This is a genomic window from Phytohabitans aurantiacus, from assembly GCF_027923225.1.
Lineage (GTDB): Bacteria > Actinomycetota > Actinomycetes > Mycobacteriales > Micromonosporaceae > Phytohabitans > Phytohabitans aurantiacus.
In genome coordinates this window covers 49,835-64,514 of the sequence record NZ_BSDI01000032.1, presented here as the reverse complement: position 1 = coordinate 64,514, position 14,680 = coordinate 49,835, and the positions used below count along the sequence as shown (strand labels likewise).

16 protein-coding genes are annotated in these 14,680 nt (G+C 69.4%); 6 read left to right on the top strand and 10 right to left on the bottom strand.

The features are described 5' to 3' along the window. Window positions 1–5 precede the first annotated feature (5 nt). The 3 genes from QMG73_RS28160 to hrcA all read right to left on the bottom strand — a co-directional run bounded on the left by QMG73_RS28160 (window position 6) and on the right by hrcA (window position 2,962). Window positions 6–719: a 16S rRNA (uracil(1498)-N(3))-methyltransferase gene (locus QMG73_RS28160; RefSeq protein WP_281900598.1), complete on the bottom strand. Its 714-nt coding sequence runs from the start codon at window positions 717–719 to the stop codon at window positions 6–8. 10 nt (window positions 720–729) lie between these two features. Next, entirely contained in the window at window positions 730–1,863 is a 1,134-nt protein-coding gene (gene dnaJ, locus QMG73_RS28155) for a molecular chaperone DnaJ (RefSeq protein WP_281900864.1), read from the bottom strand. Window positions 1,864–1,939: 76 nt separating this feature from the next. Further along, entirely contained in the window at window positions 1,940–2,962 is a 1,023-nt protein-coding gene (gene hrcA / locus QMG73_RS28150) for a heat-inducible transcriptional repressor HrcA (RefSeq protein WP_281900596.1), read from the bottom strand. 228 nt (window positions 2,963–3,190) lie between these two features. Between hrcA and QMG73_RS28145 the strand changes: the two genes are divergently transcribed. Beyond that, window positions 3,191–3,739: a DUF4870 domain-containing protein gene (locus tag QMG73_RS28145; RefSeq protein ID WP_281900595.1), complete on the top strand. Its 549-nt coding sequence runs from the start codon at window positions 3,191–3,193 to the stop codon at window positions 3,737–3,739. A 34-nt stretch (window positions 3,740–3,773) separates the two neighbouring features. On the opposite strand, the gene hemW is transcribed toward QMG73_RS28145, so the two are convergent. Continuing rightward, the gene (hemW, locus tag QMG73_RS28140; RefSeq protein ID WP_281900594.1) at window positions 3,774–4,973 is read right to left on the bottom strand and encodes a radical SAM family heme chaperone HemW; all 1,200 of its coding nucleotides are present in this window, start codon (window positions 4,971–4,973) and stop codon (window positions 3,774–3,776) included. Between the two features lie 18 nt (window positions 4,974–4,991). Here hemW and QMG73_RS28135 point away from each other — a divergent pair, with 18 nt between their 5' ends. From QMG73_RS28135 to QMG73_RS28125, 3 genes are all read left to right on the top strand, one after another. After that, the gene (locus tag QMG73_RS28135) at window positions 4,992–5,759 is read left to right on the top strand and encodes an enoyl-CoA hydratase-related protein (RefSeq protein WP_281900592.1); all 768 of its coding nucleotides are present in this window, start codon (window positions 4,992–4,994) and stop codon (window positions 5,757–5,759) included. Window positions 5,760–5,840: 81 nt separating this feature from the next. Then, window positions 5,841–6,704 (top strand): hypothetical protein, encoded by an 864-nt coding sequence (locus tag QMG73_RS28130; protein WP_407676870.1) that lies wholly within the window; start codon window positions 5,841–5,843, stop codon window positions 6,702–6,704. Window positions 6,705–6,939: 235 nt separating this feature from the next. Beyond that, entirely contained in the window at window positions 6,940–7,827 is an 888-nt protein-coding gene (locus QMG73_RS28125) for a phytanoyl-CoA dioxygenase family protein (protein ID WP_281900588.1), read from the top strand. 62 nt (window positions 7,828–7,889) lie between these two features. Here the strand turns inward: QMG73_RS28125 and QMG73_RS28120 are convergent, their stop codons facing one another. The 4 genes from QMG73_RS28120 to QMG73_RS28105 form a co-directional block, all read right to left on the bottom strand. Next, window positions 7,890–8,168, bottom strand: a complete 279-nt coding sequence (locus QMG73_RS28120; RefSeq protein ID WP_265252078.1) for a GlsB/YeaQ/YmgE family stress response membrane protein — start codon at window positions 8,166–8,168, stop codon at window positions 7,890–7,892. Window positions 8,169–8,220: 52 nt separating this feature from the next. After that, window positions 8,221–8,706, bottom strand: coding sequence for an NUDIX hydrolase (locus QMG73_RS28115; RefSeq protein ID WP_281900586.1), 486 nt, complete (start codon window positions 8,704–8,706; stop codon window positions 8,221–8,223). Beyond that, window positions 8,706–10,577, bottom strand: a complete 1,872-nt coding sequence (gene lepA, locus QMG73_RS28110; RefSeq protein WP_281900585.1) for a translation elongation factor 4 — start codon at window positions 10,575–10,577, stop codon at window positions 8,706–8,708. The genes QMG73_RS28115 and lepA overlap by 1 nt, the downstream gene beginning before the upstream one ends. Before the next feature lie 62 nt (window positions 10,578–10,639). Then, window positions 10,640–11,164 (bottom strand): DUF4240 domain-containing protein, encoded by a 525-nt coding sequence (locus QMG73_RS28105; protein WP_281900583.1) that lies wholly within the window; start codon window positions 11,162–11,164, stop codon window positions 10,640–10,642. Window positions 11,165–11,287: 123 nt separating this feature from the next. Between QMG73_RS28105 and QMG73_RS28100 the strand changes: the two genes are divergently transcribed. After that, window positions 11,288–12,274, top strand: coding sequence for a phosphotransferase (locus QMG73_RS28100; RefSeq protein ID WP_281900581.1), 987 nt, complete (start codon window positions 11,288–11,290; stop codon window positions 12,272–12,274). A gap of 525 nt (window positions 12,275–12,799) precedes the next feature. After that, on the top strand, window positions 12,800–13,066 hold the full coding sequence (rpsT, locus tag QMG73_RS28095) for a 30S ribosomal protein S20 (RefSeq protein ID WP_281900580.1): 267 nt from the start codon (window positions 12,800–12,802) through the stop codon (window positions 13,064–13,066). A gap of 92 nt (window positions 13,067–13,158) precedes the next feature. On the opposite strand, the gene QMG73_RS28090 is transcribed toward rpsT, so the two are convergent. Continuing rightward, a complete protein-coding gene (locus QMG73_RS28090; protein WP_281900579.1) occupies window positions 13,159–13,665 on the bottom strand; it encodes a hypothetical protein in 507 nt (168 codons plus the stop codon). Further along, on the bottom strand, window positions 13,662–14,657 hold the full coding sequence (gene holA / locus QMG73_RS28085) for a DNA polymerase III subunit delta (RefSeq protein ID WP_281900578.1): 996 nt from the start codon (window positions 14,655–14,657) through the stop codon (window positions 13,662–13,664). The genes QMG73_RS28090 and holA overlap by 4 nt, the downstream gene beginning before the upstream one ends. Between the last annotated feature and the right edge of the window lie 23 nt (window positions 14,658–14,680).

Below are 14,680 nucleotides of genomic sequence, written 5' to 3'. Positions count from 1 at the left end.
CGGGGTTACCAGCGGGATAGGCGGGTGGCCAGGACGGATAGGGCCGCCACGCCGGCCGTCGACGTGCGCAGGACGGTGTCGCCCAGGCGCACCGGGATCGCGCCCGCCTTCTCGAACTGTGACAGTTCTTCGGGAGCTATGCCGCCCTCGGGACCCACCACCAGGACGATCTCACCGGTCGCTGGTAGGTCGACTGTGGAGAGGCGGGCGGTCGCTTCCTCATGGAGCACGAACGTTGCCCGCGCCGCCGCCTCGCGGGTGGACGCGGCGGGCGCCACCACGGGAAGCCACGCCCGCCGGGCCTGTTTCGCCGCTTCGCGGGCTGTCGCCGCCCACTTTTCGTGTGCGCGAACGCCTCGTTCGCCGCGCCACTGCACCACCGAGCGGGCCGCCGCCCAGGGGACGATTTCGTCTACCCCGACCTCGGTCATCGCCTGCACCGCCAGTTCACCACGGTCACCCTTGGCGATGCCCTGGATCACCACCAGGAGGGGATGACGTCTGTCCGCGTACCCCCGCGAGGCGATGGTGAGATCGAGCGTGCCGCGGCCGACGGCCTGGACGACCGCGGTGGCTGTGCTTCCCTGACCGTCGGCGAGGATCAGTTCCTCGCCGACGCGCAGGCGTTGGACGGTGGCCGCGTGATGGCCCTCCGGGCCGTCCAGACGCCACGAGTCCCCGGCCGGCAGCGACCCGACCAGGAAGAGCGGCGCGCTCAAGCAAGGCCCCTCAAGCGTGGCCGTTGAAGGCGTCGCGGACCCGGGAGAAGAATCCGCCCTGCTTGCTGAGCTCGGCGACCTCTTCGCCGCGGCTCTTCGCGAACTCGCGCAGCAGCCGTTCCTGCTCGGGATCGAGCTTGGCGGGCGTGCGCACGTCGAGGTGGACGAAGAGGTCGCCGCGACCGGTGCCGCGCAGGTGGGGCACGCCCCGGGCGCGCAGCCGGAGGGTGGCGCCGGGCTGGGTGCCGGGCTTGACGTCGAGCTGCTCTTCGCTGTCGAGGGTCTTGATGGTCAGCCGGGTGCCGAGCGCGGCGGCGGTCATCGGGACCGTGACGCGGCAGTGCAGGTCGTCGCCCTTGCGGGAGTAGACGTCGTGGGGCCGCTCGTGGATCTCGACGTACAGGTCGCCGGCCGTGCCGCCGCCGGGGCCGACCTCGCCCTGCTGGGCCAGGCGGATGCGCATGCCGTCTTCGACGCCGGCCGGGATCTTGACGGTGAGCGAGCGGCGGGTGCGGACCCGGCCGTCGCCGGCGCAGGTGGGGCAGGCGTGCGGGATGACCGTGCCGTAGCCCTGGCAGACCGAGCAGGGCCGGGACGAGACGACCTGGCCGAGGAAGGTGCGCTGGACGGACTGCACCTCGCCGCGCCCGCCGCACGCCTCGCAGGTGGCGAGGTGGGTGCCGGCTGCGGTGCCGGCGCCGGCACAGGTGGTGCAGAGCACAGCCGTGTCGACGGTGATCGGCGCCTCGACGCCGAACGCGGTCTCGGTGAGCTCGAGCTCGAGCCGGAGGATCGCGTCGGCGCCGGGCCGCGTGCGCGAGCGGGGCCCGCGGGTCGCACCGGCCGAGCCGAAGAACGCGTCCATGATGTCCTGGAAACCGACGAACGGTCCGGCACCTGGGCCGCCACCCGGCCCGCCGCCACCGGGCGCGAGCGGGTCACCGCCGAGGTCGACGATCTGGCGCTTCTGATCGTCGGAGAGCACCTCGTAGGCGGCGTTGATGTCCTTGAACTTCTCGTGCGCTTCCGGGTCCGGGTTGACATCCGGGTGGTACTGGCGGGCCAGCTTCCGGTAGGCGCGCTTGATCTCGTCGTCGGATGCGTCCCGGTTTACACCGAGAATCCCGTAGTAGTCCTTGGCCACTGCGTTCCGTGTCCTCATGTCGTTCTCGCGCTGTCCCCGGGCCGTCCGTCAATACTGCCTAGTTGTCGCTCAGCAGCTAGTTGTTGCCCAGCAGCTCGCCCACGTAGCGTGCCACGGCGCGCACGGTGGCGATGTTGCCGGGGTAGTCCATTCTGGTCGGCCCCAGCACACCCATGCTGCCAACGATCGTGGCGCCTGGGCCGTAGCCGGTGCTGACAACCGAGGTGGACCGCAGGTTGTCGATCTCGTTTTCGTCGCCGATGCGCACCCGCAGGGTGCTCGCGTCAACCTCACCGAGCAGCTTGAGCAGGATGACCTCCTCCTCCAACGCCTCCAGGATCGGACGCAATGAACCCTGGAAGTCCAGAAGGCTACCCCGAGTCAGGTTAGCCCGTCCGGCCAAGGCGATGCGCTCTTCGTGTCGCTCGACAAGTGTTTCGAGCAACACACTCGCCAATGTGGCCATCGTGTTACGGGCATCGGGGGCGACCTCGTCGACCAGAGCTTGCACCAGGGGTGGAGTGTCGGAAAGCCGCTTGCCGACGAGCTTTTCGTTGACCATGCGCCGCAGATCGGCCACGGCCTCGTCGGGCACCGGGACCGGCAGGTCGACGAGCCGCTGCTCCACCCGCCCGGTATCGGCGATCATGACGAGCATCAACCGGGTGGTCGAGATCGGCACCAGCTCCAGGTGGCGGACCGAGGAGCGGGCCAGGCTGGGGTACTGCACGACCGCGACCTGGCGGGTGAGCTGCGCGAGCAGGCGCACGGTGCGGTGCACGACGTCGTCGAGGTCGAGGGCACCCGCGAGGAACCGCTCGATCGCCCGGCGCTCGGCCGGGCTCAGCGGCTTGATCCGGGACAGCCGGTCGACGAAGAGCCGGTAGCCGCGGTCGGTGGGCACCCGGCCGGCGCTGGTGTGCGGCTGCCGGATGTAGCCCTCTTCCTCGAGGACGGCCATGTCGTTGCGGACCGTCGCCGGAGACACACCGAGGTTGTGGCGCTCGACCAGCGCCTTGCTGCCGACCGGCTCCTGGGTGGAAACGTAATCTTCGACGATCGCCCGCAGGACATCGAGCTTGCGCTCATCGAGACTCATGTCACCTCCCGCGGATGTCGCTGGCACTCGACTGTAACGAGTGCCAGTCTACGGCGCATCCCCCAACCTCCGCGATGATCACTTTGGGCATAATGTCCATGACTGGACGTGTGTGTTGTCTGGCGCAGGTTGATCGATACCCCTACCGTGACCTGCATGACCGAAGCACCTCGCCCTTCTGGAGAGGACGAACCGACCTCTCCACCTACACCCCCAGCGTCCTATTCGATGCCGGGCGAGGATCCCTCTCCCGGCTACGCGCCGCCGCAGTCAGCGGCGGAGCCGCCACCGCCGTCCGCGGCGGAGCCGCCACCGTCATCCCCTCCACCACCGTTCGGAGGGGCTGGCTACCCACCGCCTCAGCAGCCCGGATACCCGCCGCAGGGACCGCCACCCGGTGCCTACTACGGCGGCCCGGCGCCCGCTGGCTACGCGAACAACGACGAAAAGACCTGGGCGCTCGTCGCCCACTTCGGTGGCGCTGCCGGCGCGCTGGTCGGCGGCGGCACGCTGGGCTGGGTAGGGCCGCTCGTGGCCATGCTCGCCAAGGGCAACCAGTCGCCCACGGTGCGGGCCCACGCGATCGCCGCGCTCAACTTCCAGCTGCTGTGGTCGATCATCACGGTCGTCTGCTGGATCCTGGCGTGCGCCCTGATCGGCTTCATCCTCGCCCCGATCGCGACGCTCATCGCGATCATCTTCGGCATCATCGGCGGCGTGAAGGCCAACGACGGCCAGCTCTACCGGTACCCGATGAGCGCACCTCTGGTGAAGTGAGACGTGCGGCCCGGGCCTTTCGAGTGCCCGGGCCTCACGGCAGCAGGTCGCGCACCACCGCGTCGGCGAGCAGCCGCCCCCGCAGGGTGAGCACGAGCCGGTCGTCGCGCTCCTCCAGCAGGCCATCCTTCACGGCGTGCGCCGCCGCCTCCCGCCCGGCTGCGTCCAGCGCCGACAGCGGCAGTCCCGACGACAGCCGCAGCCGCAGCATGACGTCTTCCACGTGCCGGTCGGTGGCGGTGAGGACCTCCCGCGCGTGGCCGGGCGAATGGCCGTCGGCAAGGCGGGACGCGTAGGCCGAGGGGTGCTTGACGTTCCACCAGCGGACGCCGCCGACGTGGCTGTGCGCGCCCGGCCCGAGCCCCCACCAGTCACCGCCGGTCCAGTAGAGCAGGTTGTGCCGGCATCGGGCCGCCTCGCTCGTCGCCCAGTTCGACACCTCGTACCAGGAGAAGCCGGCCGCGCCGAGGGCGGCCTCCGCGGCCAGGTAACGGTCCGCCGCCACATCGTCCGACGGGTACGGCAGCTCGCCGCGCCGCATCCGGGTGGCGAGCCGGGTGCCGTCCTCGACGATCAACGCGTACGCGCTCACGTGATCGACGCCCGCACCGACCGCCGCCGCCAGCGAGGCCGCGAAGTCGTCGACGGACTCCCCCGGCGTCCCGTAGATCAGATCGAGGTTGACGTGGTCGAAACCGGCTTCTCGTGCCTCCCGCGCCGCGGCCCGCGCACGGCCCGGCGTGTGCTTCCTGTCGAGTACCGCGAGTACGCCCAGCGCGGCCGACTGCATGCCGAGGGAGATCCGAGTGAACCCGGCCTTGCGCAGCCGGCGCAGCGACTCCGGCGTGACCGACTCGGGGTTTGCCTCGGTGGTCACCTCCGCGTCGCCGGCGAGCCCCCAGGTGCGGTCGATCGCCTCCAGGATGCGGCCCAGGTCGTCCGGGTCCAGCAGCGTGGGAGTGCCGCCGCCGAAGAACACCGTGTCGACACGCGGGGGGTTCACGATGCGGCGGGCCAGCGCCAGCTCGGCGAGCACGGTGTCCGCGTACTGGTCGCGGCTCGCGCCCCCGCCCAGCTCAGCGGCCGTGTACGTGTTGAAGTCGCAGTACCCGCAGCGGCTGGCGCAGAACGGCACGTGGACGTACACGCCGAAGCCCCGGCCGGTGAGCGCGGTGCCGTCGGGCAGCGCGCCATCGGCCGGTACGGCGTCGCCGTCTGGGAGCTGACCGGGCATGGGATCTAGTCTGCCCGCATGGCAGCAACGGAGCTGATTCAGGTGGACCGGGCACGTGGCGTGGCGACGCTCACCCTGGACTCCCCACCCAACCGCAACGCGCTCTCCACCCCCTTGATGACCCAGCTCCTCGCCGAGCTCGACAACGCGGTCGCCGACGAGACGGTACGGGTGGTGGTGCTCAGCCACACCGGACCGGTCTTCTGCTCCGGGGCGGATCTCAAGGAGACCGCCGCTGGCGTGGCGCCCACCGATCTGCTCGCCGGCCTCCTGACGGCCATCTGGGAGTCGCCCAAGCCGGTCGTGGCGCGGGTCGGCGGGCCGGCGCGGGCGGGCGGCCTGGGGCTCGTCGCGGCCGCCGACATCGCGATCTGTGCCGAGGAGGCCACGTTCGCGTTCAGCGAGGTTCGCATCGGGGTGGTGCCGGCGATCATCTCGGCCACCGTGCTGCGCCGGCTGGCACCGCGCGCCGCGGCGGAGCTCTTCCTGACCGGTGACGCCTTCGACGGGCGGCGGGCCGCCGAGATCGGGCTGGTGACGGCCGCCGCGCCCGCCGAGGCGCTGGACGCGACGGTCGCCTCGTACTGTGGCGCCCTGCTGCGTGGCGGGCCGCTGGCGGTGGCCGGTACCAAAAGGGTGCTGCACCGCCCAGCGGCCGCTACCGTACGTGAAGATCTTGCGGATTTGGCTGCTCTATCGGCTGAATTCTTCGATTCTGATGAAGGCCGCGAGGGCGTTCTGGCATTTCGCGAAAAACGCTCTCCTCGCTGGGTACCCGACGAGTAGCTCCCCTTTACGTGCCAAAGCGCCCACCTGTACGGTCGCTCATCAAATGTTGCGTACCCTGGACGCACGACTCATGTGGGGGTGACAGTGCGTATTCGGCCAGGCGTGGCGGTCTTCGTGGCGCTCGCGGCAATCGCCGGTCTCGGGCTCTACGTGGGTAAGCGCGACTGGGGTGTCGACATCAAGCTCCCCACGGTGGCTCGCCGGTGCACCGTCCAGGCCGATGGCCAGGTCACCCTCGACTACAGCCAGATGGCCAACGCCGCCACGATCGCCGCGGTCGGCGTCCGGCGAAACATGCCCGAACGCGCCGTGGTCGTCGCGCTGGCGACCGCCTTCCAGGAGTCCAAGCTGGAAAACCTGTCCGGCGGCGACCGCGACTCCATCGGCCTGTTCCAGCAGCGCCCCAGCCAGGGATGGGGCACGGTGGAGCAGATCAGCGACCCGCGGTACGCGTCCACGAAGTTCTACGCCGCGCTCAAAAAGGTGCGTGGCTGGGAAAACATGCGGATCACCGAGGCGGCACAGCGGGTGCAGCGCTCGGCGTTTCCCAACGCTTACGAGAAGTGGGCCGAGGAGTCCGCTGTGCTGGCCAAGGCGCTGATGGGCAACGCCACCGGCGCGGTGGCCTGCAGCGTCGACGGCGAGCCGTCGGTGCGCGGACAGGCCGCCGCCCAGGCGCTGGGCGCCAACCTGAAGCTCGACTGGGGCAAGCTCGAGGTCGGATCGCCGACCGAGCTCACCGGTCTCGCGGTGCCTGCGGGCAGCCCGCAGGCCGGCTGGCGATACGCGCACTGGCTGGTTTCCCACGCCACCGACCACGGGGTCAAACGGGTGCGATTCGGTGATCTAGAGTGGACGGCCGACGAGGGCAACTGGTCCCGGATCGACGCGTCGTCGGCCGAGACGGGCCAGGTCATCGCCGAGGTCTACAAGGAGGTCTGAGCGGCTGGACGCGTACGGAGCGCATTTGGTTGCGTGGACTATTAAACGGCTTTAGCGAAATCGGACTTGCCCTTCTCAGCTATCCCAACAAGGCCCGCTACTCGCAGCTTATTCACAGCCTTTTACGAGTCTTTCATAAGGTCCGCATACTTAGCTCTAGCAGGCAACTTCCTGCGGGCTAAGATCATCCCCGCGTTGCGCAATAATCCGCACTAAAGGGGGAGGACCGAGCGCGGTGTTCGATTATGACGGGCGCACCGGCTACGAGCCGATCAGCGATGTCGACCGTAAGGAATTCCACGATCAGGGCTTCCTCCTGCTACGGAACGTGTTGACGGAGGACCACCGGGTCGCGCTCGAAAGGGCGGTCGACCGGATCTACACCGACGAGGGCAGGCCGGGCGAGCCGCTGCACCTGCTGGGCTTCCTCGACCGCGACGAACTCTTCGGTGACCTGCTGACCCACCCGATCACCTTCCCGTACATGTGGGGCCTCGCGGGGTGGAACATCTACAGCCACCACAACCACCTCGACGTGACCCCGCCGGCGAAGGAGCCGGAGAAGCCGTACTGGGGTTGGCACCAGGACGGGTACCGGCAGAACTCGGACCCCGAGACGCTGAACCCGGACCTGACGCGCCCGATGTTCTCCCTGAAGGTCGCCTACGTACTGTCGGATCTCTCGGAGACCGGCCGCGGCGCCACCAAGGTCATCCCGGGCAGCCACCTGCGGAACTCGCTGGCCCGGCCCACCGACCTCACGGTGCACCACCCCGACCCGGAAGGCTCGGTCGAGATCACCGCGAACCCCGGCGACGCGTTCATCTTCGACCGCCGCCAGTGGCACTCGCGCTCGACGAACCTGTCCAATGTCACCCGAAAGATGCTCTTCATCGGATACACGTACCGGTGGATCCGGCCGCTGGACGAGCTGCACATCGACGAGGACGGCTCGTGGTGGGCGAGCCGCACGCCGGTGCAGCGGCAGCTCTGCGGCGAGGGCACCCACACCGCCAACTACTGGGGCATCAACTGGGACGGGTACATCGACGACGAGATCCCGCTCCGCGCCGAACTGAAGTCGCGCGGGCTGCTCGACCGGCGGATTCCCTGGCTCCGATGAAAAGTGCCCGCCGCCACCCGTCTTTGGGTGGCGGCGGACGTTTGTTTCCGGTTGGGGATCGGTTAATACCTACTGACTCCACGGCGGCCGGCCACTCCGGCCACCAGCGCCACGCCGACAGCGGCGAGCACCACCTGTAGCAGGATCTCGGTCCAGTCCAGGCCCGCCGTGTCGGCGACGCCCGCGGCCCGTGCGATGACGGTACCGAGCAGGGCGGCGCCCACGCCGATGAGCATGGTGAGCCAGATCGGGATGTTCTGGCGGCCTGGTACGACCAGACGACCCAGCGCGCCGATGATCAAGCCGATGATCAGAGCGGAGATGATGCCGCTAGCAGTCACGGTCGCCTCCTTATCCGGGGGGTTAGCGTTACCGCCTAACGTTTCCCCGGGCTCAGGTTCCCAAACGCAGCGCCGCGTCCCTGATCGCCTTGTCCATCGTCTCGAAGGCGAGCTTGGGTGGCTGGTCCAGCGGGAACCACGCCATCTCGGAGGACTCGTCCGGATCGAGGGTCACCCGCGCGCCGTCGAGCGTGGCCAGGTAGAAGCAATCGAGTACCGGCAGAAGCTCGCCCTGGAAGGCGTAGCTGCCGATGTACATGCCGACGAAGTCACCGAGCGTCACCTCGACGCCGAGCTCTTCGCGGCCCTCGCGCACGGCGGCGGCCGCGGGCTCCTCCCAGCCGTCGCAGAACCCGCCGGGCGTCTCCCACAGCCCCGCCTGCGGTTCTCGCGCGCGCCTGAGCGCCAGGAACCGCCCATCCTCGTGCACGATCAGGCTGCCGGTCGGGCGCGCGTTGACGAAGAGGGCGTACCCGCAGGCGCCACACGTGGTGGGCGGCGCCTTTTCGAGCTTCCGGCCGCAGCGCGGGCAGAACACTACTTCTTGCCGCCCTTGCCTGCGTCGGGGCTGTCGGAGGTGGACAGCGCCGCGATGAATGCCTCCTGAGGCACCTCGACGCGGCCCACCATCTTCATCCGCTTCTTGCCTTCCTTCTGCTTCTCCAGCAGCTTGCGCTTACGGGTGATGTCACCGCCGTAGCACTTGGCGAGCACGTCCTTGCGGATCGCGCGGATCGTCTCGCGGGCGATCACGCGGTTGCCGATCGCGGCCTGGATCGGTACCTCGAACTGCTGCCGCGGGATCAGGTTGCGCAGCTTCGCCGCGATCGTGACGCCGTAGTTGTACGCCTTGTCCTTGTGCACGATCGCGCTGAACGCGTCGACGGCCTCGCCGTGCAGCAGGATGTCGACCTTGACGAGGTCGGCCTTCTGCTCGCCGCTGGGCTCGTAGTCGAGGCTCGCGTACCCCTTCGTGCGGCTCTTGAGCTGGTCGAAGAAGTCGTAGATGATCTCGGCGAGCGGCAGCGTGTAGCGCAGCTCGACCCGGTCGGCCGAGAGGTAGTCCATGCCGAGCAGGGTGCCGCGCCGGCCTTGGCACAGCTCCATCACGGCGCCGACGAAGTCGTTGGGCGTCAGCACGGTCGCCCGCACCACCGGCTCGTAGACCTCGGCGACCTTGCCGGTCGGGTACTCGCTCGGGTTGGTGACCGTGTGCTCCGCGCCGTCTTCCATGATCACCCGATAGACCACGTTGGGCGCGGTGGAGATCAGGTCGAGGCCGAACTCGCGCTCCAGCCGCTCCTGGATGATCTCCAGGTGCAGCAGGCCGAGGAAGCCGCACCGGAACCCGAAGCCCAGCGCGGCGCTGGTCTCCGGCTCGTACCCGAGCGCCGCGTCGTTGAGCTTGAGCTTGTCGAGCGCGTCGCGCAGGCCCGGGTAGTCGGAGCCGTCGATCGGGTACAGGCCGGAGTAGACCATCGGCTTCGGGTCCTTGTATCCGCCGAGCGCCTCCTTGGCCGGCCGGATGTTGATCGTCACCGTGTCACCGACCCGCGACTGCCGGACATCCTTCACACCCGTGATCAGGTATCCGACCTCGCCGACGCCCAGCGCCTGCGCCTTCTCCATCTCCGGCGAGATGACGCCCAACTCCAGCAGCTCGTGAACGGCCCCGGTGGACATCATCTTGATGCGGTCGCGAGCCTCGATGCGGCCGTCGATCACCCGGACGTACGTGACCACGCCGCGGTACACGTCGTAGACCGAGTCGAAGATCATCGCGCGCGCGGGTGCGTCGGCATCGCCGGTGGGCGGCTGGAACTGGCGGACGATCTCATCCAGCAGGTGCGGCACCCCCTCGCCGGTCTTGCCCGACACCCGCAGGCAGTCTTCCGGCTGGCAGCCGATCAGGTGCGCCAGCTCCTCGGCGTACTTCTCCGGCTGGGCGGCCGGCAGGTCGATCTTGTTGAGCACCGGGATGACGTGCAGGTCGTTCTCCAGCGCCAGGTACAGGTTGGCGAGCGTCTGCGCCTCGATCCCCTGGGCCGCGTCGACCAGCAGCACGGCACCCTCACAGGCGGCGAGGCTGCGCGACACCTCGTACGTGAAGTCGACGTGGCCCGGCGTGTCGATCATGTTGAGAACGGCCTGGTCACCGACCTGGTCACCCTCGCGCACCGTCCACGGCATGCGCACGGCCTGACTCTTGATCGTGATGCCGCGCTCACGCTCGATATCCATCCGGTCGAGGTACTGAGCGCGCATCTGTCGCGCGTCGACCACGCCGGTGAGCTGCAGCATCCGATCGGCCAGGGTCGACTTGCCATGGTCGATGTGGGCGATGATGCAGAAGTTCCGGATACGTCCGGGGTCGGTCGCGCCGGGGCTGTTCGCGGTCACCGGTGGCACAGTCGTCCGTTCTGGTCACGCTGTAAGGGACGGCTCCTATGCTCCCATGCCGGCGCGGGTCGCTACTCGGGTGGCTCTTGGAACAGCTCTGCCAGCTTTGGAAGGTGCCGGCGCACCTGGTCCTCATCGTCGAAATCCCAGAAGTCGTTGAGCTCCGGCTGCCGGGGCGTTACTTTGGGCAGCTCGACACCCGTCGCCTTGTGATGGGCCACGCGGGCGACGTCGAGCATCGCCTCACACTCGAACTCCTCACCGGTCGCCGCCGCCCTGCGCACCGCCGGCAGCTCGGCCAGCGAGTCGGGGTCGGAGACCGCCTTGGCGTATGCCTGGCGCCCCTGCGTCATCAGCCAGCCGCGGAACGCGTCGAAGCCCTCGGCTGAACAGCCACCATTGATCAGGTAGGCCGCGCCCCAGAGGTCGACCCGGTAGGAGGCGCCCAGCACCCGCCGTATGTGCTGGTCACACCCCACGATCTCGGCCGGGTCGCGGGTCTCGAGCACGGCGGCCGCCCGACCGGCCACAGCGTTGGCGCCGCCGCCCTCGGCTCGCGCCTCGTCGACCAGCTTCCAGAACTCATCGGTGTTCATGACCACGGACTGTGCCAGACCGGTACGACATCGTAGGTCCACGACCTGCGGTGCGCCTGCTCTGCTTCCTCTTGCTCTGCTTCCTTGGAGGAAACGGGTGGGGTCTTTAGGCAAGATTGGCGTATGTCCGCGCGCCCGTTGCCCGCCGTGCCCTACAACGCCACCGCGGTACGGCCAGACTGGGCCGACCTTCCCGCCGACCTGCGCGCCGCGATCAGCGCCAAACTCGGCTCGCCCGTGACCTGGGCCGCCACCGCGGGCGGCGGTTTCACCCGGGGCTTCGCCGCCGTGCTCGACACCGCCAGCGGCGAGCGGGTCTTCGTCAAGGCGGCCTCGCTGCGTGACCAGCGCCACCTCACCGACTGGTACGTCCGCGAGGTCGCCATCACCGCCGCCCTCCCCTCATCCGTGCCCGCGGCCCGCCCGCGGTGGACACTGACCGCGGCCGGGCACTACGTGATCTGCCTGGACGCGATCGACGGCCGGATGCCGTCGCTCCCCTGGCAGCCCGCCGACCTGGACGCCGCCCTGTCCGCCTGGGCGGTCGCCGCCGAAGCGCTCCGCCAGCCGCCCGCCGAGCTCGAAGCCGTCGGCCTGCCGCCTCTCTCCGGGCTCGCGAGCGGTGACCTATCCTGGTGGCGCGAGATCGCCAGCGGCGCCGAGCCCATGCCGCCGACGGCTCCGGCGTGGGTCGGGAAGCGGCTCGACGAGTTGGTAGCGTTGGAGTCGGCGCTGCCCGCGATGTCTGCCAGCACCGGCGTCACCCACTGTGACCTGCGCCTCGACAACATCCTGATCGACCCCGCCGGTGCCGCGTGGCTCTGCGACTGGACGTGGGTCTGCTACGGCCCGGCCTGGTTCGACACGGCCGGCCTGCTGATCAGCGCGTACGCCAGCGGCCTCGACGCCGACGCACTCTTCGCCAACCACCCGACCGCCCGCGACGCCCCGGCCGGTGCGCTGGACGCGACACTGGCGGCCATGTCCGGATACTGGCTGACCTCGGCCGAGGCCGGCCCAAGCACAGCCTCGCCTCATGTACGCGGCCACCAACGCTGGAGCGCCGAAACCGCCCTAGCCTGGCTAGCCGCCCGCCAAACCTGGTCCTAACCCTTACCTCCCCTTCGGCCCCGTCCTTCCGCGCCCTTCCCGCTCCTCGCGGCCCTCTTCCCGCTCCTCGCGGCCCCCTTCCCGCTCCTCACGGCCCCTTCCCGCTCCTCGCGGCCCCTTCCCGTCGATCAAGGGCGAACGCACGTGGTTGGATCTCTTCTTCGCGCACGCCCGCCCCCAGGCCAGCCCAGCACGGCGTGTCGCCACGCCGCTTCCGCCGATCAAGGACAAACGCACGTGGTTGGATCTCTTTCCGCGTGCATTTGCCCTTGATCCATGCGATTGCCCTTGATCGCGGAGACCGCACACGCCCCCAGCCGGCCTCTTTCGTCAAGACGAATGCACGTGGTTCGATCTCCTTCCATGTGCGTTCGCCCTTGATCCCGGCGAATGGCCTTGATCGGCGGTGGGCGTTTTGGTTCTGGGGCATGGGTGCTGGTAGCCTGGCTCTTCGCGCGTGGCGACGCGTAGCCGTCGCCTGCGCCCCGAAGCAATCAACCCGAGCTAGTAGGACGAGGCTGTCGCGTGGCGAACATCAAGTCCCAGATCAAGCGCAACCGGCAGAACGAGAAGCGCCGGTTGCGTAACAAGTCGGTCAAGTCGTCGCTGAAGACCGCCATCCGCAAGTTCAACGAGGCGACCGAGGCGGGCAACACCGAAGCCGCCGCCACGCTGATGCGTGACGCCTCCCGCAAGCTGGACAAGGCCGTCAGCAAGGGCGTGATCCACAAGAACCAGGCCGCCAACCGCAAGTCGGCGATCGCCAAGCGGCTGGGTTCGCTCGCCGCCTGACGAGGCCTTCGCGCGGGCGCTGCCCGAGCCGGTTCGGCTCGCGCGGCGCCCGTTGTGCTGTCAACGGCACGGCAGCCGTGACACTGGACCCGTCAGTCGTCGTAGCGGCGGGTCGCGGACTGGCGCGCCCGGAGCTCGTACACGTCGGCTTGATCCATCTCGGTCGGCTGCGCGTTGGGCGCGGGCGGTGGCGCGCTCCACGCTCCCGTAGATGTGGTGCTGTCCTCGACCGATGTGGCGCTCTGCTCGACCGCCCGGTGCCGGGCGATGACGGCTGCCCGGCCGACGGCTACGCTCGCCTGCCGCTCCCGCTCCAGCTCGCCGACCCGCTGCGCCGACCGGGCGACCGCCCCCGCCACCAGGTCGTTGATCTTCACCATGACAGCGATCGACACTGGCAGGATCACGATCGCCCACCAGCTCACAAGCTCGGTCAGCGCCAGCAGCACCCCGAACACGGCCGCGCCCTCCAGAAACAGGAAGCACATCAGACCGCTGGGATGAAGGTGGCGCAGTCCGAGTACGCGCGCGTAGAGCGGCCGATAGTCCACCGCCTCGGGCGCAAGGGCCTCCTGCTGTGTCCTGACCTCGCGGCTCATCGGGCGCCACTCCCCCGCTGCCCGGCACCGGCACCCTGACGTGCGGCGGCCACCGCGAAGATGGCCCGCTCCAACGCGTATCCGCGGTCGTCGGAGCCGCCCTTCACCTCGGCGTTGCACTCGGCGGCAGCACGCATGGCGTCGACCAAGCCCTCAGGGCTCCAACCCCGGCTCTGACGCTGTGCCCGCTCGATCTTCCACGCGGGCATACCCAGGCTGCTCGCGAGCTGGTAGGCGTTGCCACGCCCGGCCGAAGCGACCCGCGCCACAGTGCGTACCCCGTCAGCGAGTGCGTCGGCGATCGGCACCGGGTCGACGCCGACGTGCAGGGCCCACCGCAATGCCTCCAGCGCACCGGGCACGTCTCCCACCATCGCGGCATCCGCGACGGTGAAGCCGCTCACCTCCGCGCGACCACGGTAGTAGCGGGCCACCGTGTCGGCGCCGATACGGCCGTCGGTGTCGGCGATCAGCTGCGAGCACGCGGCTGCCAGCTCGCGTAGATCGTTGCCAACGGCGGCGAGCAGCGCCTCAGCGGCGTCGTCGGTGCACTTGCCGCCGTTTCGGCGGATCTCGTCACGAACGAAGCTCACCCGCTCGCGCTGGCCCTTCAGCTTGGCCGCCGGCACGACGGTCGCACCGGCCGCGCGAAGCCCATCGGCGAACGCCTTGCCCTTCGCCGCGCCGGGGTGGGTCACCACCAGCGTCACGTCGGGGTCGGGGTTCTTGGCGTACGCCAGCAGCGCGGCGGCCAGGTCTTTCTTGGCATCCTGCCCGTTGCGAACGACCAACAGCCGGCGCCCGCCGAACAGTGAAGGGCTCACCATCTCGGCAACCTCACCGGGGCTGAGCGCGCCCGCCTCGTACTCGCGAACGTCTGCGCCGGGATCGGCCGCGCGTGCGGCCTCGATGGCTTGGGCGACCGCCCGCGTGACCAGAAGCTCCTCGTCGCCGGAGACGAGCACGATGGGGGGCGAGGCTGTGGAGGTCACGGAGCCATATTTGCACGACGGAT